Origin of the sequence: Vibrio sp. MA40-2, assembly GCF_047302445.1 — a bacterium.
Taxonomy (GTDB): Bacteria; Pseudomonadota; Gammaproteobacteria; order Enterobacterales; family Vibrionaceae; genus Vibrio.
Map to the genome: position 1 here is coordinate 702,267 of NZ_CP178627.1, position 23,453 is coordinate 725,719.

Below are 23,453 nucleotides of genomic sequence, written 5' to 3' on the forward strand. Positions count from 1 at the left end.
AACGTTATTTATGCCTCAATGTTAGAAACTAAGAGAGAAAACATGCCGCAAGGATCAAAAAAATATAGTATCCATAGCACCGACTATAGTGTCGGGCAGGATAATGTTCAAAAATGGGGATTTGATGTTCATAACCCCGTATTCGGTATTAGCGCAGGGTTGGTTTTCCTATTTCTGGTCGCTGTTTTAGTCAGTGACCCAGAAACAGCAAAATCAGTATTAGATGGACTAAAATGGAAAATAATCGGCACATTCGATTGGTTGTTTATCTGGTCTGGCAACATATTTGTTATATTTTGTCTGGTACTAATCGCCTCACCATTAGGTAAAATCCGTTTAGGCGGAGACAATGCTACTGCCGATCACTCCTTTTTATCTTGGCTAGCGATGCTTTTTGCTGCTGGGATGGGTATCGGTTTAATGTTCTGGAGTGTCGCAGAGCCAGTCGCTTACTTTACTGGATGGTATGAAACACCATTAGGAGTTGAAGCCAATACACCAGAAGCGATGAAATTAGCATTAGGCGCAACCATGTTCCACTGGGGATTACACCCATGGGCAATCTATGCCGTTGTTGCTCTATCTCTTGCCTTTTTTACTTACAATAAAGGATTGCCTTTATCTATGCGTTCTATTTTCTATCCTTTACTTGGGGACAGAACGTGGGGTGTTGCAGGGCACGTAGTCGACATTTTGGCCGTTATTGCAACTCTATTTGGTTTAGCTACTTCTCTTGGTCTAGGTGCACAACAAGCCGCCAGTGGTATCCACCATGTATTCGGCATAGAAGCAGGAATTGGCTTACAACTTGCTATTATTGCTTTCGTTACATTTCTTGCCATCATATCTGTGGTTCGCGGAATAGAAGGCGGTGTGAAAGTATTAAGTAACGTCAATATGTTTATTGCACTGATATTGGTGCTATTGGTTGCTATTATTGGCTTCGCCGTTACCCTTGGAACAATTCCAACAACCTTCATGGCTTATGTTGAAAACATTATCCCATTAAGTAACCCAATTGGCCGAGATGATACGGCTTGGTTCCAAGGTTGGACTGTATTCTATTGGGCATGGTGGATCTCATGGTCACCATTTGTTGGTATGTTCATCGCTCGAGTATCTAAAGGTCGTACTGTAAGAGAGTTTCTAACCGCTGTATTACTGGTACCAACCTTTGTCACTATTATATGGATGTCTGTTTTTGGTGGACTAGCGTTAGATCAAGTGGTGAATAAAGTCGGTGAACTTGGTACTAAAGGCTTAACGGATGTTCCGTTGGCTATGTTCCAAATGTTCGATGCCTTACCATACGGTGCAATATTGTCAGTAGTTGCTATTGTATTGGTATTGGTGTTCTTTATAACGTCTTCCGATTCAGGCTCATTGGTTATCGATAGTATTACTGCTGGCGGTAAAATCGATGCACCAGTACCACAAAGAATATTTTGGGCAACCATTGAAGGCGCAATTGCTGCAGCATTATTATGGATTGGCGGAACAGAAGCCATTCAAGCTCTACAGGCTGGCGCTATCTCCACTGCGTTACCGTTTACAATTATTCTACTATTAATGTGTGTGAGCCTAACTTTGGGTCTTAGAACCGAAAGAAAAAAGGTATAGTGTGTTAGCACATTTAACCACAACTGATTCATAGCTAATAGCAAGAAGTGAATAAAACATAGACAAAGCTCCCGACTCAATTCGGGGGCTTTTTTATAAGAGCTGCCTTTTAAACAAAGCTCTGGCCAATAAGTAACATTGGCTACAGATAACGAACAGAAATGCCTTGGCTATCAAACAAATGTATTTTGTTTGCTGGTGCTTTTAAATGGATAGTTTCACCTTTATGTAAGTCGATAATACCGGGTAATTTGACCACAATTGCCTCTTGCTGATTCGCGACTTGAATATGCAACTGAGTTACCTCTCCCAGCGATTCAACAAATAATACCGAACCAGAAATAAAGGCTTGATTTTCTTCAGCCAATTCAAAATCTTCTGGACGGATACCCAGTTGCCCTGACGTACCGACCAAGTTGTTTGGTATAGCGAAGTCATAATCCGCTTCACGATTATTTTCAAAGCGAACTTTACCTGTTTCGCCACCAGCAATAATATCGGTGCTAATAATATTCATTGAAGGCGAACCAATAAATTTAGCAACAAATACATTAGCAGGGTTAGTATAAAGCTCTAACGGCGTCCCTACTTGCTCTATTTTTCCCGCAGACAACACGACAATTCTATCCGCCAATGTCATGGCTTCAACCTGATCATGCGTCACATAGATCATGGTTGTTTTTTCCATTTTTTCTTTTAAATTCGCAATTTCAATTCGTGTTTGTACCCGTAATGCCGCATCAAGGTTGGATAATGGTTCATCAAATAAAAATACTTTCGGATTACGTACAATCGCTCGGCCAATCGCAACACGCTGCCTTTGACCACCGGAAAGTGCTTTGGGGAGCCTACCTAAGTATTCTGTCAACTGAAGCATTTCCGCCGCAGCCATCACTCGTTCATGGATATTGTCTTTAGACTCTTTGGCAATGCGCATCGCAAATGCCATATTGTCGTACACTGTCATATGCGGATATAGTGCATAAGTTTGAAATACCATTGCAATACCGCGCATTGCAGCAGGCATATCATTCACTCGAGCCCCTTCTATTTCTAAGTCACCAGCAGTGATATCTTCTAAGCCCGCGATCATACGCAATAAGGTTGATTTCCCACAGCCTGATGGGCCGACAAAAACAATAAATTCACCAATATCAATGTCTAAATCAATACCATGAAGAACTTCAGTGTCGCCATAGGCTTTTTTAATGTTCGTTAATTTTAAACCATTCATTAAATTCTTCTCTTAAATCAATTATTTCACTGAGCCAGCTAAAAGGCCACGGACTAAATATCGTTGCAGGCTAAAAAATACGGCCAAAGGCACGGCAATAGAAACAAAAGCCGACGCGGTTAATATTTCCCAGTTCCCCCCTCGAGAACCAAGCAGTTCTCTTAATCGTCCGGTTAATACCAATTCATGTTCGCCGTTACCCAAAAATACCGTCGCGACTAATAGGTCATTCCACACCCATAAAAACTGGAATATGGCAAAGGATGCGAGAGCAGGAAAAGACAGCGGCAATACAATCCGGACAAAAATTTCAAAATCGGTCGCACCATCGACACGCGCTGATTCAATAATTTCTTTGGGTAAATTAGAAATATAATTGCGTAACAAATAGATTGCTAACGGCAAACCAAAACCAGTATGAGCCAGCCAAATGCCTAAATACGTTTTGGCTCCGACACCAAAAAATGCGCCAATATCGTTATATAGCCTCAATAAAGGAATCAATGACATTTGCAGTGGCACAACTAACAAACCTACCACCAATGCAATCAATAATGGACGGCCGGGCATACGCATCCAAGAAAGTGCATAGGCGGCATACGCGGCAATTAAAATAGGGATCACTGTCGCCGGAATAGTCACGGTTAACGAGTTAATAAATGATTGGCCGATGCCCTCTGCCGTTAACACTTCACGATAATTGTCCAAACTGAATTTAGGCGGAATTTTAGCCGTATAGAAAACCCGTTTCCCTCGCGAGCCAGTAAATGGCTTAGGTGACGTCATAATATAGTCACCATCAGAACTGACGGTCAACGTTCCGCCGTTGCGCATTTCAGCAACCGTTCCGGCGACATACGCCGTCGGGGCTTTAGACGTCCACCCAAACATGATGACATCAACCTCTTCATCTTGTTCGGCAAGTGAGCCTTTTAATACATAAACGCCATCTTGTTGCACTTGAGTGTCAGGATCATCAGTACGACCAATTAGATTCTGTTCCGATACCGATAACGCCGTCCACCAACCGGAAATCGCCAGTTGATCTTTATCTCTAAAAGAAGAAATTAACAGCCCAGCAGTGGGTAATGTCCACAAAACAACCACGACAAAGACAGCAAAGTGTACCAATAGCGTTAACGGAGAGCGTCTTAATTGACTTATGCTAAGTTTGGCTCCAGACATCTAACGTCCCTCCATTTGAGCATTTGCTTGACGAATGTTCCAAACCATAACCGGGATAACCGCCACCATAATAACAACCGCAATCGCGGCGCCGCGACCAAAATCACCACCGCCTCTGAACATCCAGTCAAACATCATATTAGCCAGTACTTGCGTATTCCATTGCCCATTAGTCATCGCCAGAACAATATCGAAGACTTTCAAAACCGTAATGGTAATAGTGGTCCAAACCACCGCTATGGTTGCCCAAATTTGTGGGATCAGTATTTTAAAGAAGATTTGGATACCATTCGCACCATCAAGTACTGCAGCTTCTACCGTTTCTTCAGGGATACCACGTAATGCAGCAGACAAAATCACCATGGCAAACCCAGTTTGGATCCAAATTAGGATAACCATTAAAAAGAAGTTGTTCCAAAAAGGAATGGTTATCCACGCTTCTGGCGTACCACCAAAATATTCAACAATCGCGTTCAAAATGCCAATTTGCTCAGACCCTTCTGCACGAAAGTCGTACACAAATTTCCAAATAATTGATGCGCCAATAAAAGAGATCGCCATTGGCATAAACACCAAGCTTTTTGCAATATTTCCCCAACTGACTTTATCGGTCATAGCCGCAATAACAAGGCCAAAAAAAGTCGAGGCAGCGGGAACCACAAGCAGCCATAATAAATTGTTGAACAAAGATTCGATAAACTCTTTGTCATTGATCAACCATACATAGTTGCTAAGCCCAACAAATTCTTCTCCTGTTCTATCACTTAAAGACAGCATCAAAGAATCGAAAACAGGGTAAACCAAATACAGTCCTAAAAAGCTTAATGCTGGACCAAGAAATAACCAAGGACGGATAGCAGCAGCTCGACGAATGTTTTTCGCCATTTGAGCATTTGATACACCGCGAGAAGGGAAAATTAAGCCCAATAGCATGTTGCTGCCAAAGAAATAGAACACACAAGCAGCCACACCAAGCGCCATAATAAAAAGAGAGGAATATAATTGCTCCATAGCAACCCCACGAAAAATACACTTTGTAAAAAGGTTTATAACCAACAGACAAATTATGAACTTAGGCAAATTTGTTGCACTGTCATAGATTATTAATCTGACATAAGTTAATCATCTGAGAAAAGTTAAAAGCCAATAAAAGTAACAAGAAACAAAGACATAAAGGCCAATATATTCATACTGGCCTTTATACTGCTATAAGTTACTTAATCGCATCCCACGTGCTTTGAATTTCATCGGCTACTTGTTTAGAAGACTTACCACCACTATAGTCAACCATTCCAGTCCAGAAAGATCCTGCACCAATTTTACCTGGCATCAAATCGGAACCGTCAAAGCGGAACGTAGTTGCACCAAGTAGAATCTGGCCTTGTTTTTTAAGAGCTGAATTCGCATAAGCGTCCAAGTTTGCGCCCTTAAATGGTGTTAAGAATCCAGATTGAGCCATCCATATTTCATGTGCAATCGGTAAACGTAAAAATTTCATAAATTCACGGGTTGCTTTCGAATCTTTGGTAATACTCCACATCGTACCTGCACCAAGCACTGGTTTTCCGAGCTCTTTACCTTCGTAAGCAGGGAAATAGAAGAAATCGGCATCTGCGCCCAACTCTGTTCCTTCTGGGAAAAAGCTAGGAATAAACGAAGCTTGACGATGCATGTAACATTTGGCTGGCGAGCTAAACAAGCCTTTCGGGCTATCACGGAAATCGGTTGCAGCGACAGCACGAGAGCCACCATCTACAAATTCATCTTGTAGGAACCAACCAAATTCATCGATAGCACCGACCACTTTTGGATCATTAAATTTAAGGTCATTTGTTATCCATGCATCATAATCTTCTGGTGATTGAGTTCGTAACATCAAATCTTCAACCCAATCGGTAGCAGGCCAACCTGTGGCGGCTCCACTTCCTAAACCAATACACCAAGGTGTGTCGCCATCTTCCGCAATTTGTTGCGTTAAGGCTTTCAACTCTTCCATTGATTCGGGAACTTCATAGCCAGCGTCTTCAAAGTTTTCTGGTATGTACCAAACTAGTGATTTCAAATCAACTTTATAAAAGAAACCAAACAAATGTTGTTGATCTTGTTTATCTGCAAACGTACCCAAATCAACCCAAGAGTTCCCAGCTGCATAGTTGTCTTTTATCCATGGCCCCCAACTTTCATCTAAAGGTGTTAAGAAGCCTTTTGAGGCCAAATCAGCAGCCAAACCCGGTTGAGGGAAAATGGCGATATTTGGAGCACTACCCGCTTGCACATCAATAGCAATTTGTTGTTCAAAAGAGTCAGAACCGGCGTACTGGACATCAGCTCCTGTTGCCGCTTCAAAGTAGGCAATCACAGTTTCAACCAGCTCTTTATCTGGACCTAACCATGGACCACGCAAGGTAATAACTTCACCTTTAAGGTCAATATTTTTTAGGGCGTCATAGCTAGACCAATCAAATCGGCTATCTTCTCCCGGTGAATATTTAAGATCAGCAGCCATTGCGGACGAGGATAATATGGCCAAAGCCACAGCGCTCGTGAGTAGAGTAGTTTTCATCGATTCAAACTCCGTGTTTAGTTACGTTCGTTTAATTACTTTTATTTCATTTAATTATGATTGTTCACGTTTAATTATGGTTGTGCACGTTTAATAAAGCGGTTTCATGTTTAATTATTATTTGTTCAAAATCACATTAAGACTTAATCGGTTAAGTCTTGATTAATACAGTAGACCTCATTAGCAAATTCAACCAACTTCTCATCCAAATATGCTATATAGATCGAATATTTTGGCTTTATTTTCGATATTTAGTGAGCAAGTTCAAAAGAACAACTCATAGCAACTTATGGCTATTTATTAATTTTACTTAATCGTTCTAGAATCTGTTATGTCGTTCATTAGGCACGGCAAAGTTTTCATCACAACGCCTTGTCTATAACAAAACGACTGGCGAAAGTAATGCCTACGATAACTAAAAGGTAAGGTATGCAAAATAACACGATTAAAAAGCCAACCCTTAAAACGGTTGCTGAAAAACTAGGCGTGTCTACCGCAACCGTTTCTAATGCCTTTAATCGACCTGATCAATTGTCTTCTGCGCTTCGAGACAAAATTTTATTCCAGTGCAATGAACTCGGGTACACCGGGCCAAGTTTAACCGCCAGAAGTTTGCGAACCGGTAAAACTGGCGTTATTGGCGTGTTGCTAGCCGACAACCTTGTATTTAATTTCACCGATCCTGTTGCAACTCAATTTCTGGCAGGGATAGCACAAACGTTAGATACACAGCATGCCAATATGCTGTTACTTCCATCTAAGGCAGAAAACTATCAAAACACCCAAGTTGAAACGATACCTGATTGCTTTATTGTTTATGGAAAACCAGTTGATAAGAGCATAATTGAACGACTCGAACGTCAAGGTAAGCCGTTAATCGCTGTAGATTTTACTTTACAAAATGCCCCTTCAATTGGAATAAATAACCATTCTGCGGCCTATGAAATAGCAACGCATACCTTACAGAAAAGCCAACATAAAGCACTTATTTTAGGGTTGAGACTCGAACCCTCTTCCTCTCTAACACTCGCCAATTTTGATAACCTTTACAGTGAAAAAGAATCTATCTCAAGGTGTCGATTCGAGGGTTATAAAAAGGCCTTATCTGAAGTTGGTCATCAGTTAACCACTAAAGATGTATGGCAAATACACGACTTAAATTCTGAAGCATTAAATACTCTATTACGAGGGGCTTTAACTGCATCAGATCCTGTTGATGTACTTTTATGTATGAGCGATAGAATTGCTCTGTCTGCGTTGCAAGTCGCCAAAGAATTGAATATCTCGGTCCCTAATCAGTTAAAAATAGTGGGATTTGATGGCATTCCAGATTCCGAAATCAACGGCCTAACAACTATCGCACAACCCCTAGTCGAAAAAGGCAGAGTCGCTGCTCAAATGGCGCTTAATTTAGTGCCTTATGAATCCGTTCAACTGCCGTATCACTTAGTTAAGCGTAATACCAGTTAAAACAAGATATGGATAAGACCTATTTATAGCCATTCATTTATTAAAAATATTTGTTAAAGGAGAACACTCATGAGTTCCACACAATTAGCTAAGCGCTGGTGGCATAATGCCGTGGTTTATCAAATCTACCCTCGTAGCTTCAATGACTCGAATGGCGATGGTATAGGTGACATTCCCGGCATTATCGAAAAGCTTGATTATATTAGCGAACTTGGTGCGAATGTTATTTGGCTCAGTCCGGTTTATGATTCTCCGATGGATGATAATGGCTATGATATTTCTGATTATATGGCGATTGCTCCAGAATTTGGCAGTATGCAAGATATGGATGATCTAATTGCACAGGCAAAACAACGAAATATAAAAATTGTAATGGATTTAGTGGCCAACCATACGTCAGACGAGCATCCATGGTTTATTGAATCGAAAAGCAGTAAAAACAACCCCAAACGAGAGTGGTATATTTGGAAAGATCCAAAAGCAGATGGTAGTGAACCGAATAACTGGGAGTCCTTCTTTACACCGAAAGCTTGGACGTTAGATGAAAACACAGGACAATACTACTGTCACCTGTTTAGTAAAAAACAGCCAGACTTGAATTGGGCCAATCCTGAAGTAAGAAATGCGATTTACGATATGATGCATTTTTGGCTTAAAAAAGGACTAGGCGGATTCAGAATGGACGTGATCAATATGATTGGCAAACCATCCGACTATCCAGATGCGACCATTTTTGATTCTGGAGTCGCGGGTTGGGAACACTGGTCAAATAACCTTCTTGTACATCAATACCTAAGAGAAATGCACCAAAAAGTGCTCTCTCATTATGACGTACTCACAGTTGGAGAAACGCCTTTTACCACAACTCTAGATGGACGTTACTATTCGCATCCTGATCGACATGAAGTGAGCATGATTTTCCATTTCGAACACATGGGTATCGATCGTGAAGAGCACAACGCCGTACGTAAACCTTTTGATTTAATAGAATTTAAATCCATTATGTCGAAGTGGCAAGATGACCTTTATCAAAAAGGTTGGAACAGTTTATATTGGAGTAATCACGATCAACCTCGGGCCGTGTCTCGCTACGGCGATCCATCTGAAGAATATCGAGTGATTAGTGCAAAAATGTTAGCAACGGTTCTACATATGATGAGTGGAACACCCTATATTTATCAAGGTGAAGAGCTTGGTATGACTAACAAGTATTTTGCGGATATTGATGAATACGACGATCTTATGGCAAAATTTCATTATCAAAAAATGATCGATAAAGGCGTCAGTAAACAAGATGCATTAGACTTCCTTAATCATTTTTCACGTGATCATGCCAGAGTTCCAGTACAATGGGATAATGAAAAAAATGCCGGTTTTACCACAGGAACCCCCTGGCTTGCGATTAATCCTAATTACACTTACATCAATGCTAAGCAAGCTATCAGCGATAAAGATTCAATTTATGCTCACTACCAAAAACTGATTGCACTGCGCAAAGGAAGTGAATTTGGCGATGTGGTTGTTTACGGTAAGCACGAATTATTAGATAAAGATGATGCCAGTGTTTACGCATACCTTCGCTATTATGACGGTAAGACACTGTTAATATTAGCAAATTTCACAGCCGAAACACAAAAACGTCGTTACGATTTTAGTCTTAAGAAAATTCTGCTTAATAATTATAACCTGTTTACCGACAGCCACCTGGCTACTGTCGGTGAACTGGAAACCAATGCTGATCAAGTTAGCAAGCATGTTTTGATTAATGACAACCCAGAAAATCGTTCGTCTGCGCTAAATACCTCATTGCAGGATATCATGTTACAGCCTTATCAAGCTTACATTTTCAATGTTGAATAGTACCCAATCAAACCGGTGACTACTCACCGCCCGTTGGGCGATGCTTCTTATTTCGTTAGCCAGTGCTCGATAGTATCGAGGCTTACGCAGCTTCCATAAGCAGAAACGACTGTCCAGCCGCTTTTAATTCTAGGATACCTTTATCACGAATATTAAGAGCGGCATTTAGATCCCGATCTATATCCGTAGCGCCACAAGATGGGCAATCCCACTTGCGAACGGATAAGGGCATGTCTTCCATTTTATGACCGCAACCGTGGCATGTTTTAGAGCTGGCGTACCACTGATCGAGTTTAACAAAATGTTTGCCTTGCTCTTTCAACTTGTACTCCAACTTAACAACAAAGCTATGCCATGAAGCATCTGCTATGTGTTTCGCTAGTTTGCGGTTTTTCATCATATTGGCCGATTTCAATGTCTCTACAATCACAGCGTGGTTTTTGTCTACGAGTGTTCGAGATAGTTTATGTTGGAAATCAGCGCGAGCGTTCACTGTCTTTTCGTGGCATTTTGCTACAAGAAAACGAGCTTTAGCTCTGTTTGCGCTACCTTTGGCCTTGCGAGAAAGCTGCTTCTGTTTGCGTCTAAGATTCTTCTCAGCACGCTTTACGAATCGCGGGTTAGCTTCTTTCTTACCGTTCGATTGAATAACAAAGTGTGATAACCCCAAATCAATACCAGTGATTTTATCGATTGAGTGAATCAAGCTAGGCGTTTCAACGCCATCATCCATAAGAATGGACGCATAAAACTTACCTGTTTTACTCAAACTGAGAGTAATGCTTTTAACCTTACCAATGATCTCACGATGGATGTTGGCTTTAACTGGGGTCACCTTGGGGAGTTTAATCGCACCATCAAGAACCTTAACACCAACACAGTGATAGCTAGATTGCTTGCCGTGTCTACGTTTAAAGTTTGGGTATTTAACTCTTAATTTTGGATTAAAGAAGTTATCAAAAGCAGAGTGCAGATTAATGACTGATTGCTGTAAGGCAATCGAGTCATATTGTTTAAGCCAGTGGTACTTTCGTGATTTCTTGGCAATGGAAAGTAATGGCTTTATATCCTTTTTAGGATTCAGTGTTACGCCATGTTTGCGGTACATGTGAGACTTTAAGTGCAGAGCTTTATTATACGCAAAACGCACAGCGCCAAACTGAGCTATTAAAAACTCAGCTTGTTCTTACGTTGGATAAATGCGTACCTTCGTTGCTCTTAACACCTAGAACTCTCGACTGTATATATGTCCAGTATTATATCAACCACTTGTAATATGTCTACTTTAAAGTGCTACCGCACTTTCGCCTTATATCCCCGCCCTCAGATCGGACGAGGGTTTACGGCGAGATTGCTAAATACCCTTTGTTATAAATCAAGAGTATTTAGCGGTATCCATTTATTTACCTATAACAAGATCACATATTATGCAACTATTTGTTTATATTTTGGCTCATACTAAAAAGTCAGTTGCAACAATATAAATAATCCTTATTATTTATAAGTGAATATGCCTATATAGGCTTATATTTACATAGGAGTTAACGAGTGGGTGCTCAATATTTAGGAACACAACACCGTAAAGTGGAAGTTAAAGAGCCATCTGAAATCAAGTGCAATGAAAGTACTATAAATAGTACCGATGCTATTGATATGGTTGCTCATGGTAGCGAGTTAACTATTAATCTCACTACGCCCGTTGGTATCAAATATATGGGAAAAACCAACTTTATTGGTAGCCATTCGAACAATTTAATTCTAATGGAGATCCCCAATATATCGGAAGAAGATCAACGTTACTTTTTCCAAGAAGGGTTCTGGATGAATGTTCGGGCTATCTCCCAAAAAGGTGAAGGCGCACTCATCTATTTCAAAACCCAGATTGTGCATATCCTCAAAGATCCCATCCCGTTAGTCATGGTGTCTATTCCAAGTACAATGAAAATACATCAGTTAAGAAAAGAACCAAGGTACGATGTATCATTGAAAGCTTGTGTTGAACGTGCAAATGCAACTACGACGAATACTGGGGCTGTAAATACGAAAACCGGACAAAGTAAAATTGAATGTGAAGTAAGAGATTTATCGAAAGGAGGATGCCGATTTATTACCAGCCCTTTGGCTAAAAAATATGATGTTGGCGAAGAGGTGGTTATAAACATCATGACTTCAGCAAACTCCAAAGTTCAATTACTTCCGCTTCATGGCAAAATTTGTAACCTGCAATCTTCTATGCACTATGCTAAATATGGACTTAGATTCGATAGTATTGGTAAATCTCATGTTAAAAGTTTATTGAGTTTACTCAAATTCGATGGCGTAAAACTCTCATTGAAAATATAAATAGAAGCAATCTATAGCGATTGTTATTGTCAGTAACGTAATAATTGCAAAATGGAGCCTAGGCTCCACCAAATATAAGCTCCTCGAAATCTAGACTCCTTGAAACATAAGCTCGTTGATGACTATCACGGCTTATCTCTATTTCGTTCTATTTTTTCTCTCTGCGTTTATCGATTTTCTTCAGCAGGATATTTTACTTACGTAAAGCATTGAGTTTTGCTTGTGCAATACCAAATATGGTATTGACTGGAAAACTACCCTCTTCCGTTGCTTCACCCGCTGGTTTTCCTGTCAATAACTCAATAGCTTCAGAGACATGCTCAATAGCCCAAATCGAAAATTCGCCTTTCTCAACCGCTTTGACAATATCTTTTCGTAACATCAAGTTATGAGCATTGGATTTAGGAATAATCACACCTTGGTGTGCTGAACGACCTTTGATACAACATACATCAAAGAACCCTTCTATTTTCTCATTAACACCACCAATTGGTTGTGATTCCCCAAATTGGTTCATCGAGCCAGTAATTGCGATATCTTGCCGGTTTGCTTGCTTGGCAAAAGCAGACACTATCGCACAAAACTCGGCCATACTCGCACTGTCGCCATCAACCCCACCATAAGATTGCTCAAAGGTAATGTGAGTCGTCAATGGTACTTTAGCCGTCTTACCAAACACAGAAGCAAGATAAGCAGATAAAATTAAAACGCCTTTAGAATGAATGCTGCCACCAAGATCGACGTTTCTCTCGATATCAATGACACCTCCTTCTCCATAGGACGTGGTTGCAGTAATTCTGTTTGGTGCACCAAACATGTAATCACTGGTCGATAAAACTGACAATGCATTCACTTGACCTATCGCTGTGCCCTCAGTTCGTAATAAAGTAGACCCATTAACGAAACTTTCCATGACATCATCTTGCAACCGACTGGCGCGCATTTTCTGGTTTTCTAAAGCTTGCTCAACATGATTAGCACGAATTAAATTAGAACGAGCATTTCTCGCCACGTAATTCGATTCTCTAAGTAAGTTGGCGATATGAGCAGAATGCAGCGATAACTTATTCTGATCTCCCGCATTACGCGAACTGTACTCAATAATTCGGCTCATCGCCTGTTTATCGCAATGCAGCATATTATTGTCATGCACAATACTAGAAATAAACCGTGCATAATGCAGTTCAGAATCAGGGGTACGTTTCATTTCATCTTCAAAATCGGCGGTTACACGAAATAACTCGCTAAATTCTGGATCATAGTGTTGCAATAACTGATAGGTTCGATAATCACCAAATAAAATAATCTTCACATCCAAAGGGATCGGTTCAGGGTCAAGTGAAACGGTACCCGTTAACGTCACTTCTTTTTCCAAAGAGGTAAAACTAAGTTGCTTTGAACGTAACGCTCTTTTTATGCCATCCCAAACGTAGGGCTGCTCAAGTACTTTTATCGCATCCATAAGTAAAACCCCGCCATTTGCTTTATGCAAACTGCCGGATCGAATCAGCGAAAAATCAGTAAAAACTGTACCTTTATAGGTGGCCGTTTCTGTATAGCCAAACAGAGAATGATAACTCGGGTTTTCCTCAACGATAATAGGCAACGTATCATCACTTTGACTCACTAGCACATTGATTCGATAACGCCTCGGCAATTTTTTATCTAGCGAAGCGGTAGCTATTTCACCTTGTTCACCCGTTTCTTCAAGAAAAATCTCAACGTTCTCTACAATATCTTTTTGCAGCTCGGTCAGATATTTCTTTATTTCAACATAACCTACATATTTTTTTTTGAGTGCTTTAATAAAATGTGTGATGACATCTAAAGTGACTTCATCATTTAACTTTTGTATTTTTTCGCTGTACTTTTCTTCCCATTCCGTTAGCCGACGAACCATAGTTCTCAGCTGTATTTCTAATTCATCTATATGCTTACCAAATTGTTGCTGTTCTTTCTTTGACAGTGCATCAAACGTTTCTTCGGTATGCTCTTCTTCACCATTCATGGCGATAAATTGATAATCCCCTTGAGTGGTTAAAGTTAAACTGATGTTCTTCTGTTGCGCTTTCTTACTGATCTCTTCCAAGTCACTTTGTTGCTTGTTGACTAACTGACTTTTTAATTTCTCAGCTCGAGTAAAATACATCTCGTTATCAAACGCTAATGGAATCGCTTTTACTAACTTCACCATCAATTTTTCGATATCTTGCTTAAATTTAACTCCCATCTTAGTTGGTAACTTAAGCACTTTTGGGGTTCTAATGTCATCAAAATTCGCAACATAACACCAATCATGTAAAGTATTCACTTCATGTTGATGCCGGTTTAAATAGCGCAAAATCATGGTTCGTTTACCCAAACCATTCCGACCTATTGCATAAATGTTGTACCCTTTTTCCTTAATAGACATCGCAAATTCGACCGCTTTCTGCGCTCGCTCTTGCCCAACAATTTCATCCAATGGCGGCAACTCTTTAGTTGACTTGCAGGGAAGCTTTTCTAACTCCGCTACATGGTAAAGTTCCGCTGGCGTTAAAGAAACAATAGGCATTATCACCTCCCGTGATAATTCATTTACAATGATTTTATCAGTGTAGATGCTTTTTCATTACATTTTAGTGAGTTAACCAACAAACGAGTGTTAAGTGGTTATTTGTTAATCAATTTACTTATTCAAAGTTCACGTTTAGTACTACAATCAATAAAAGTACTGCAATCAATAAAGCAACCAGTAAGTATGAGCATCATCAGTGGCTTAACTTACACTACCTGAGGTTAGGGATGATAGAAAATAACGCAAGCATATTAGTGGTAGATGATACGCCAGATAACATCGACATATTAAGCGGCGTGTTGCGTAAGCACTATAAAGTTAAAGCAGCATTAAACGGAAAAATTGCACTAAAAATTGCCAAAGCTCACCCTCAGCCTGATTTAATACTATTAGATATCATGATGCCAGATATGGACGGTTATGAAGTCTGTGAGCAACTAAAGCGCGATCCTGAAACGTGTAAAATACCGGTTATCTTTGTTACCGCCAAATCGGAAATTCAAGACGAAGAAAGAGGCTTTGCACTAGGCGCCACCGACTATATCACCAAGCCAATAAGTCCTCCCTTAGTTCTCGCCCGCGTAAAAACGCAACTTAGTTTATATGATCAAGCCCGTCACTTAGAGAAATTAGTCCAAACTAGAACCGCTGAACTAAACGAAACTCGATTTGAAATCATCCGTAGATTAGGCAGAGCGGCCGAATATAAAGACAATGAAACGGGCTTACACGTAGTACGCATGAGTAAATACACCAAACTACTAGCAGAAAAAGTAAGCGATAATGCCGACTGGATCGATTTGCTGTATAACGCAGCGCCGATGCATGATATTGGCAAAATAGGCATTCCCGATCGTGTGTTACTAAAACCCGGTAAGCTTGATGCAGAAGAGTGGGAAACGATGAAACAGCATTCTAGCTATGGCGGCGAAATTATCGGTGAGCATGCGTCGCCACTTTTACAACTGGCGAAAGAAGTAGCTATTTACCACCATGAAAAGTGGGATGGGACTGGGTATCCGCATGGCATAGCTGGAACCGATATTCCTTTATCGGCTCGGATTGTGGCTATCACAGATGTATTTGATGCATTAACCAGTGTAAGGCCTTATAAAGCCGCTTGGCCAATGGAGAAGGTCATTGATTTACTACAAGAAGAAGCTGGGAAACATTTTGATCCGAGCCTAGTACCCAAATTTCTTGAATGCTTACCAGAAATATTAAAGGTTAGAGATCAACATCAAGATTTCTACGAATAAAGTAAGTGCTTACTGACTGGGAAACATAAAATGTATCGACAACCAGAATATCGTTAAGACAATAAACCAACCGACTACTCGCCAACGTGTTAACTCAGGTGATTTTTCTGGTTTGAGTATCGCTTTTTTCATCCGCCGTTGTTTTAATTTTTGATAGGCTTTTGCGTGTAATTTTTCAGGGTGGATCACTGACTGGTAAAGCTCTCGCTGCTCTCGACGTTCTTCGGTTTTGTTGGCTATCTCAGAAAAACGTTTACGCTGAGTATTCGTCAGTTCCTTATTGGGATCATAGGACTTTCCAGGGTCAGTATGCATGCGAGTAACGGCCATAACTTCTCTCCTGATTGATTCATGAATATAAGTAATTATAGACGCACTTTTGCTCCACGACCAAATTGGGCCGTTAACATCATGATCAAATTGAATTCGATTCCGTAAAACCAGTATATAAGCAAGTAAACCCCAGCAAAAAGCATGGGGTCTGTACTGAGTGTCTTAAGTCATCCTACTTTGCAGCGTCAGTTATTTTTACTCGGCTTAATTCGATGCACCGCTTCAGAGCCAACGTGAGTTTCGCCTCGTGCATTCGCTAGCTGGATTTGTTTTTCACGTTCACGAAAACGGGCTTTTCTCTCTTCGCTATGTTTATCAATACATTTAGGACAACTGACACCTTTCTCGAAATGCTCAGATTTTTTCTCATCACTTGTTATCGGTAAACGACAAGCATGACAAATATCATAATCACTTTTTTGCAACTGATGATTCACAGCAACACGCTCATCAAATACATAACAATCGCCTTCCCACATGCTCTGCTCTTCTGGTACTTCTTCTAAATACTTAAGGATACCACCTTCAAGATGATACACTTCATCAAAGCCTTGCTCTTTTAGGTAAGCAGTTGATTTTTCACAACGAATACCCCCAGTACAAAACATAGCTACTTTTTTGTGCTTCGCTGGATCTAGATTATCGGCAACATATTGCGGAAACTCACGGAACGTTTCAGTATTGGGGTTGACTGCATTCCTAAACGTCCCTATATCAACTTCATAGTCGTTACGCGTATCAACTAATAACACTTCTGGATCAGAAATCAGCTCATTCCACTGGGCCGGCTTAACATAGGTACCAACCACTTTCAGCGGATCGATGTCTTCTACTCCCATCGTCACTATTTCTTTTTTCAATTTTACTTTTGTCCGGTTAAACGGCAGTTCCTCGCTGAATGATTCTTTATGAACCACATTAGCAAGACGAGCGTCTTGATCGAACCATGCCAATAGCGCATCTATTGATTCACGCTTACCGGCAACCGTCCCATTGATCCCTTCACTTGCGAGTAGCAAGGTTCCTTTGATTTTATTTGCGATAAGGAGGTCGGTTAAAGGCTGTCGAAATTCTTGGTAATTATCCAAAGTGACAAATTTATATAAAGCACATACTACATATTGAGACATGGTTTTTCCTTCTGCGAGCTGGAACGTAAATCCAGAGCGTGTGGTATCAGTATTATTTTAAAAGCGCTGCAGTATAACTAAGCAGCACACAAACAAAAACCAAGTAAAAATAGGGTTATATAACGGTAAAATTATATAACGATAGGATTATATAACTAAATAGTCCCTGTCCTCATTAAGGTACTAACCGCCCAAACAAATACATACTTGCGCAATTATGCATTTAATAGTATTGTTTTTATCCAAACTAATTTTAGGGTTTACTAATAAACATAAGGGTGATGTCGTGAACATGGAAAAACTAACAGTTGCTTTAGATGAATTTATTCACGTTGGAGGTGCATTGATCATAGTGATCGCAATCGTCTCAATACTGACTGGCTTTATGCGTGAATATATTCCACAGGATAAACTACAAAAGAAACTCGCTAAACATGAAAAATGGGGGCCACTCCTTGGTTCACTGTTTGGTATGTTAACGCCATTTTGTAGCGCTTCAGTTGTACCGGTATCAATGGGAATGGCGACAATGGGTGTCTCGCTAGGTACCGTATTAAGCTTCTTAATTTCAGCTCCGCTGTGTAATTTCGTCGTTTTGGCTATGGTGTACGCCACTTTCGGCTTAAAAGTTACGGCTACTTATCTCGCGGTGACGTTTAGCTCTGCGGTTATTGGCGGCTGGTTAATAACCAAAACTCCATGGCGTAATGAAATTAAACGAGAAGATGAACTTGAAACAAACAAAGCACCTTCTTGTGGATCAACACCAAAAGCCTCCACTTGTGGAAGCAATCAAACAACAGCAAATCAAAACTCTCAACCTGTTGCGGCTTCTTGTAATGCACAACCACAAATCGACACCTCCAATGTAAACCTCGCTTGTGGTGCAACGGGAACGCTAACGATGAATGAAATCGAACCAAGCAAAACCCAAAACGCGCTTCGTTTTGCATTGGCTTTGTTTAAAAAAATCATTCCTTATGTATTACTGGGCGCAATAATCAGTGGTTTATCTGCAGCTTACTTACCATCAGAATTAGTCGAGAAATACGTTGGTGGTGACAATATGTCGTCTATCTTTATCGCCGCTGTCATCGGTGTTCCGCTGTATCTTCGAATCGAAATGGCGATTCCATTGCTCAATGTGTTAATCGTAAAAGGAATGGGACTCGGTCCAGCCATGGCACTGATTGTCGGTGGTACTGGCGCGAGTTTGCCTGAAATCGCCCTAGTTTCTTCTGTTCTAAAACCGAAAGCAGTGATCGCTTTTGTCGGTATTGTGTTAACGACTGCGGTTATCGCAGGCTTACTTTTTCAATATGTAGTTTAGGTTTAGTCACTAATGCATGGCCTGAAACTTCGATTCAGACCATGCGTACTTTAAGGAATAAAAAATGACCATCGGAATTTTGCTTTGTGGTGATGTGCCATCCGAATTAGTGGATGAATTTGGACACTATACCGACTGTCTCAAGTCCCAATTAAATTTAGAACAATATGGTGAAGTTAAAGTATGGAATGTCTACCAACAACACCAACTACCACAGGATGCGTATGAATGTGAGGCTTATGTTATTGGAGGAAGCCCATCTGGCGTGAACGATAATCTAGAGTGGCTCCATCACTTAATCACATTTATTCGCCAAGCATTTTTGGCGAATAGAAAACTGTTTGGCATCTGTTTTGGTCATCAGATAATTAATCATGCACTAGGTGGCGAAGTACAAAGAGCGGATCAAGGATGGGGGCTAGGCTCTTACCACGTGCAGTTAAAAGAAAATATTGGAGAATTAAATGCAGGCCAAAGCATGAAGTTAATATCGATCCATCAAGATCAGGTAGTGAAACCAGGGAACCAATTTGAAGTCATAGCAGGGAACCAATTTTGCCCTAACTACATTACTCGCTACAAAAACCAAGTACTAACGGTTCAAGGACATCCTGAATTTAGCGGGCCGTTTTTTAATGCTTTACTTGAACAACGTACAAACCAATTTAACGAAGAGCAGCGACACAAAGCAAAAATCCATGATAAGGAATCCATGCGATTTTCTACCATTTTTAATCAATTCGCTCATCAATTTTTGTTCAATTAATAGTGCTCCTCTAGAGGAATCATCTGGTTCCTTCCTTAACCAGTGCGGTTCTCAATTAGCATCTATCCTCAATTCGAGTAAATTGACGCTATCCTTTCAACGGTAAACTGTATTTAGAACGCAGTTTACCCTCTCTGCTCTCGTTCTCTCTGATCATTCTGACGTTTGTGATCCGGTTACAAAAATTCAGTAATGCGATACCGTTTTTTGCTCTCAAAAACCAAAATATAATGAAGCATCTCACATAAATGCAGCCACAAACTGTAACCGGTTACAGAAACCGGTTACAGTTATTTGGAAACAAAATGTATTCCTAACCTAAGATAATAAATCAAACAAACTGAGGACAACGATATGACTAAAATTCTTCTCTGCTGTGCCGCTGGTATGTCAACCAGTATGGTCGTAAAAAAAATGAAAGAAGCTGCCGCCAATAAAAATCTGTCTGTTGAAGTTAAAGCGGTTGGATTAGATGAATTTGATGCAAATCTAGATACTTATGACTGCTTTCTTTTAGGCCCACAAATAAAATACAAATTGAATGACTTCAAACTAAAAGCAGATAGGGTCGGCAAACCAGTTGCCGTGATAAATGCCATGGATTACGGAATGATGAAAGGCGAAAAAATACTCGATGATGCTTTGGCACTACTGGTCTAATAATGGAGAAAAATCATGTCTAACCCCTTTTTTGATTTCATTGAAAATAAGATCGCACCCGTTGCTGGTGCATTTGCGTCACAACGTCATGTTAGTGCCATACGTGATGGATTTATCGGTGGTATGCCCTTTATGATAGTGGGTTCATTTTTACTGGTATTCGCTTTTCCTCCTTTCTCTGCAGAAACATCTTTTGGGTTTGGCCAGTGGTGGATCAGCATGTCTCAGCAGTATTTCGACCAAATTATGACACCTTTCAATATGACGATGGGTATCATGTCTTGTTATATCAGTGTCGGCATTGCCTATAACCTAGCAAACCACTACAAACTCGATGCGCTTCCTACCGGTCTACTATCCCTCATGACCTTTTTATTGGTTGCCGCACCTATGGAAGATGGAAAATTATCGGCAGCATTCATGGGTGGTACCGGCATATTCACGACCATTATCTTATCTATTTATGTCACGGAGCTGACTCGATTCTTAAAAATGAGAAACATTGGCATCAAATTACCTGAGCAAGTACCAGAAAAAATCCGACAATCATTCGATCTATTAATTCCAGCTCTGGTTGTTATTTTTACCATTTACCCACTAAATCTATTCTTGCAAGGTCAGCTAGATATGATTTTGCCTGCGGCTATCATGTCATTATTTGCTCCATTAATTTCAGCCTCCGATTCTTTACCTGCCATTCTTTTAGCTGCTTTCCTAGCTCATGCTCTTTGGTTTGCTGGTATTCATGGTGCAGCAATCGTCGGTGGTATTATGGCGCCTTTCTGGTTAGTTAACTTAGGGCTCAATCAAGATGCACTAGCAGCAGGTACAGAGTTACCTGCAACTTTTATTGAGCCATTTTGGAGCTTCTTTATTACATTGGGTGGTTCAGGTGCTACCTTTGCGCTTGTCTTACTTTATCTACGTAGTAAATCTGTTCACTTACGCTCTATCGGAAAACTATGTGCGGTACCGACACTATTTAATATCAACGAACCTGTTATTTTCGGTAGTCCAATCGTAATGAATCCAGTCCTATTTATACCATTTGTCGGCGCTCCAATGATAAATGCCACCATTGCCTATATAGCAGTACAAACTGACTTAATTAGCAAAACAATTTCACTCGTTCCTTGGACTGCTCCAGCTCCAATTGGTGCTGCTTGGGGAGCCGGTTGGGAAATAAATAACGGCTTACTCGTAATCGGTCTAATTATACTTGATTTGGTTATTTATTATCCTTTCTTCAAAATTTATGAAAAACAATTGATTGCAGAAGAAACCCCAACTGAAAACGAAAAGAGCGCAAACACACCTAACTACGCTTAATCACACACTAATTATTTGTTCTGGCGGGAAATCATTTCCCGCCAATAATGACTCGGAGTATCACAATGGATCTTGAATCTACTGTTATGGAATTGATCATCAATGCAGGTGAATCGAAAAGCTGTGCAATGCAAGCATTAATCAGTGCTAAGAAAGGACAATGGGAGGAAGTTGATGACCTGTTAGCTCAATCTACTGCTGCATCAAAACGCGCGCATTCTGTACAAACTGAGCTTATAGGTCTTGATGAAGGCGAAGGTAAAGTACCGGTAAACCTAATTATGGTGCACGCACAAGATCATATCATGACCTCAATGCTAGCAAGAGAACTCATCGAAGAGCTTATTAACATTCACCGCACTATGCAAGATGCATAAGAAAAATAACTACAGGACCTACCCATGCAAAACACAAAATTAAAAGACTTTCCTGACAATTTTTTCTGGGGAGCATCAACTTCAGCCTATCAAGTTGAAGGCGCGTGGAATGAAGATGGTAAAGGACCGTCTGTCATCGATAAAGGAAACGTTGTTCAAGGTACAACAGATTTTACAATCACTAGCGACCATTATCATAAATATAAAGAAGACGTTGCACTCTTTTCAGAGCTTGGCCTCAAAGCCTACCGTTTCTCTATAGCATGGACCAGAATATTTCCAAATGGCGATGGTGAAATTAACCCAAAAGGAATCGAATTCTACAGCAACCTAATTGACGAATTACTAAAGCACAATATTGAACCTATTGTCACCATGTATCATTTTGATCTGCCTTATGCTCTACAAGAAAAAGGAGGCTGGTCTAACAGAAACACGGTTGAAGCTTTTGCAATATATAGTAAAACTCTGTTTGAGCATTATGGCAACCGAGTGAAATACTGGCTGACAATTAACGAACAAAATATGATGATTTTACACGGTGATGCGCTAGGAACAAAGCATGTTGCTGACGAAAATCCAATGAAAGATCTCTATCAACAAAACCATCACATGCTGTTAGCACAAGCGAAAGCCATGAGCCTATGCCACCAAATACTGCCTGAAGCGAAAATTGGTCCTGCTCCTAATATCTCTGTTATCTATCCAGCATCAGCAAAACCAGAAGACATTTTAGCGGCAAATACATTTTCGGCTCTACGTAACTGGTTGTACCTAGATATGGCAGTGTATGGTCGATACAACAAGACCGTTCTTCGTTTCCTAGAAGAAAGGGATGCTCTTCCTACTATCGAACCTCAGGACATGGCCATTATGGCATCGGCCAAACCAGATTTTATCGCCTTTAATTACTATAACTCGCAAACAGTTGCAGCCAGTTCTGGTGATGAAAGTGATATTAATTCCACTGGTGACCAGCAGATCACTATTGGTGAAATTGGCGCATATAAAGGTGTAGGAAATAAAAACCTAGAAAAAAATGAATTCGGCTGGGAAATAGACCCTGTAGGTTTCAGAACGACAATGCGCGAAATCTACGAACGTTACGCATTGCCACTTATTGTGACCGAAAATGGTCTAGGCGCTTTTGATGTAGTAGAGGAAGATGGCTCAATTAACGATGATTATCGCATTGAATACTTACATAAGCATATAGAACAAGTGCAATACGCCATTACCGACGGAGTTGAAGTGTTTGGTTACTGCCCATGGTCTGCTATCGATTTGGTTAGTACTCATCAAGGTTGCTCTAAACGATATGGATTCATTCACGTAGATAGAGAAGAATTTGACCTCAAAGAAATGAAACGCTCGAAGAAAAAAAGTTTCCATTGGTATAAAAATTTAATTGAGAACAATCAATTATAGCACTTCCCC

At 40.4% G+C, this 23,453-nt stretch carries 18 protein-coding genes and 1 pseudogene; 11 read left to right on the plus strand and 8 right to left on the minus strand.

Going from position 1 to position 23,453, the window contains the following annotated elements; translation table 11 throughout:
* Positions 1-42 precede the first annotated feature (42 nt).
* A complete protein-coding gene (locus ACLKML_RS03035) occupies positions 43-1,620 on the plus strand; it encodes a BCCT family transporter (protein WP_413283596.1) in 1,578 nt (525 codons plus the stop codon).
* A gap of 142 nt (positions 1,621-1,762) precedes the next feature.
* Here ACLKML_RS03035 and ACLKML_RS03040 read toward each other — a convergent pair whose 3' ends face one another.
* The 4 genes from ACLKML_RS03040 to ACLKML_RS03055 form a co-directional block, all read right to left on the minus strand.
* Complete coding sequence (locus ACLKML_RS03040) at positions 1,763-2,854, minus strand: ABC transporter ATP-binding protein (RefSeq protein WP_413283597.1); 1,092 nt, start codon at positions 2,852-2,854, stop codon at positions 1,763-1,765.
* A gap of 21 nt (positions 2,855-2,875) precedes the next feature.
* Positions 2,876-4,039, minus strand: a complete 1,164-nt coding sequence (locus ACLKML_RS03045) for a carbohydrate ABC transporter permease (RefSeq protein ID WP_413283598.1) — start codon at positions 4,037-4,039, stop codon at positions 2,876-2,878.
* The gene (locus ACLKML_RS03050; protein WP_413283599.1) at positions 4,040-5,050 is read right to left on the minus strand and encodes a carbohydrate ABC transporter permease; all 1,011 of its coding nucleotides are present in this window, start codon (positions 5,048-5,050) and stop codon (positions 4,040-4,042) included.
* A gap of 202 nt (positions 5,051-5,252) precedes the next feature.
* Complete coding sequence (locus ACLKML_RS03055; RefSeq protein ID WP_413283600.1) at positions 5,253-6,602, minus strand: ABC transporter substrate-binding protein; 1,350 nt, start codon at positions 6,600-6,602, stop codon at positions 5,253-5,255.
* 429 nt (positions 6,603-7,031) lie between these two features.
* Here ACLKML_RS03055 and ACLKML_RS03060 point away from each other — a divergent pair, with 429 nt between their 5' ends.
* Positions 7,032-8,072, plus strand: coding sequence for a LacI family DNA-binding transcriptional regulator (locus ACLKML_RS03060; RefSeq protein WP_413283601.1), 1,041 nt, complete (start codon positions 7,032-7,034; stop codon positions 8,070-8,072).
* Between the two features lie 69 nt (positions 8,073-8,141).
* Positions 8,142-9,932 carry a glycoside hydrolase family 13 protein gene (locus ACLKML_RS03065; protein ID WP_413283602.1) on the plus strand — a complete coding sequence of 597 codons (1,791 nt, stop codon included), beginning with the start codon at positions 8,142-8,144 and terminating at the stop codon, positions 9,930-9,932.
* An 82-nt stretch (positions 9,933-10,014) separates the two neighbouring features.
* Here ACLKML_RS03065 and ACLKML_RS03070 read toward each other — a convergent pair.
* Positions 10,015-11,106: pseudogene (locus ACLKML_RS03070) on the minus strand (RNA-guided endonuclease TnpB family protein); the annotation flags it as partial.
* A gap of 374 nt (positions 11,107-11,480) precedes the next feature.
* Between ACLKML_RS03070 and ACLKML_RS03075 the strand changes: the two are divergent.
* On the plus strand, positions 11,481-12,275 hold the full coding sequence (locus ACLKML_RS03075) for a flagellar brake domain-containing protein (protein ID WP_413283603.1): 795 nt from the start codon (positions 11,481-11,483) through the stop codon (positions 12,273-12,275).
* Positions 12,276-12,468: 193 nt separating this feature from the next.
* Here the strand turns inward: ACLKML_RS03075 and ACLKML_RS03080 are convergent, their stop codons facing one another.
* Positions 12,469-14,829, minus strand: coding sequence for a Lon protease family protein (locus ACLKML_RS03080; RefSeq protein WP_413283604.1), 2,361 nt, complete (start codon positions 14,827-14,829; stop codon positions 12,469-12,471).
* A gap of 230 nt (positions 14,830-15,059) precedes the next feature.
* Here ACLKML_RS03080 and ACLKML_RS03085 point away from each other — a divergent pair, with 230 nt between their 5' ends.
* Positions 15,060-16,091: a two-component system response regulator gene (locus ACLKML_RS03085; RefSeq protein ID WP_413283605.1), complete on the plus strand. Its 1,032-nt coding sequence runs from the start codon at positions 15,060-15,062 to the stop codon at positions 16,089-16,091.
* 9 nt (positions 16,092-16,100) lie between these two features.
* Here the strand turns inward: ACLKML_RS03085 and ACLKML_RS03090 are convergent, their stop codons facing one another.
* Together ACLKML_RS03090 and ACLKML_RS03095 are read right to left on the minus strand one after the other, a co-directional pair.
* Positions 16,101-16,421 carry a hypothetical protein gene (locus ACLKML_RS03090; protein WP_413283606.1) on the minus strand — a complete coding sequence of 107 codons (321 nt, stop codon included), beginning with the start codon at positions 16,419-16,421 and terminating at the stop codon, positions 16,101-16,103.
* Between the two features lie 188 nt (positions 16,422-16,609).
* Positions 16,610-17,554, minus strand: a complete 945-nt coding sequence (locus ACLKML_RS03095; RefSeq protein ID WP_413283607.1) for a rhodanese-related sulfurtransferase — start codon at positions 17,552-17,554, stop codon at positions 16,610-16,612.
* 292 nt (positions 17,555-17,846) lie between these two features.
* Here ACLKML_RS03095 and ACLKML_RS03100 point away from each other — a divergent pair, with 292 nt between their 5' ends.
* From ACLKML_RS03100 to ACLKML_RS03125, 6 genes are all read left to right on the plus strand, one after another.
* The gene (locus tag ACLKML_RS03100) at positions 17,847-18,884 is read left to right on the plus strand and encodes a permease (protein ID WP_413283608.1); all 1,038 of its coding nucleotides are present in this window, start codon (positions 17,847-17,849) and stop codon (positions 18,882-18,884) included.
* A gap of 64 nt (positions 18,885-18,948) precedes the next feature.
* Positions 18,949-19,650 carry a type 1 glutamine amidotransferase gene (locus ACLKML_RS03105; RefSeq protein WP_413283609.1) on the plus strand — a complete coding sequence of 234 codons (702 nt, stop codon included), beginning with the start codon at positions 18,949-18,951 and terminating at the stop codon, positions 19,648-19,650.
* 354 nt (positions 19,651-20,004) lie between these two features.
* Positions 20,005-20,310 (plus strand): PTS sugar transporter subunit IIB, encoded by a 306-nt coding sequence (locus tag ACLKML_RS03110; RefSeq protein WP_413283610.1) that lies wholly within the window; start codon positions 20,005-20,007, stop codon positions 20,308-20,310.
* 15 nt (positions 20,311-20,325) lie between these two features.
* Positions 20,326-21,639: a PTS sugar transporter subunit IIC gene (locus tag ACLKML_RS03115; protein ID WP_413283611.1), complete on the plus strand. Its 1,314-nt coding sequence runs from the start codon at positions 20,326-20,328 to the stop codon at positions 21,637-21,639.
* A gap of 65 nt (positions 21,640-21,704) precedes the next feature.
* Entirely contained in the window at positions 21,705-22,016 is a 312-nt protein-coding gene (locus tag ACLKML_RS03120) for a PTS lactose/cellobiose transporter subunit IIA (protein ID WP_413283612.1), read from the plus strand.
* Between the two features lie 24 nt (positions 22,017-22,040).
* Positions 22,041-23,444, plus strand: a complete 1,404-nt coding sequence (locus tag ACLKML_RS03125; protein WP_413283613.1) for a glycoside hydrolase family 1 protein — start codon at positions 22,041-22,043, stop codon at positions 23,442-23,444.
* The last annotated feature ends 9 nt before the right edge of the window (positions 23,445-23,453 follow it).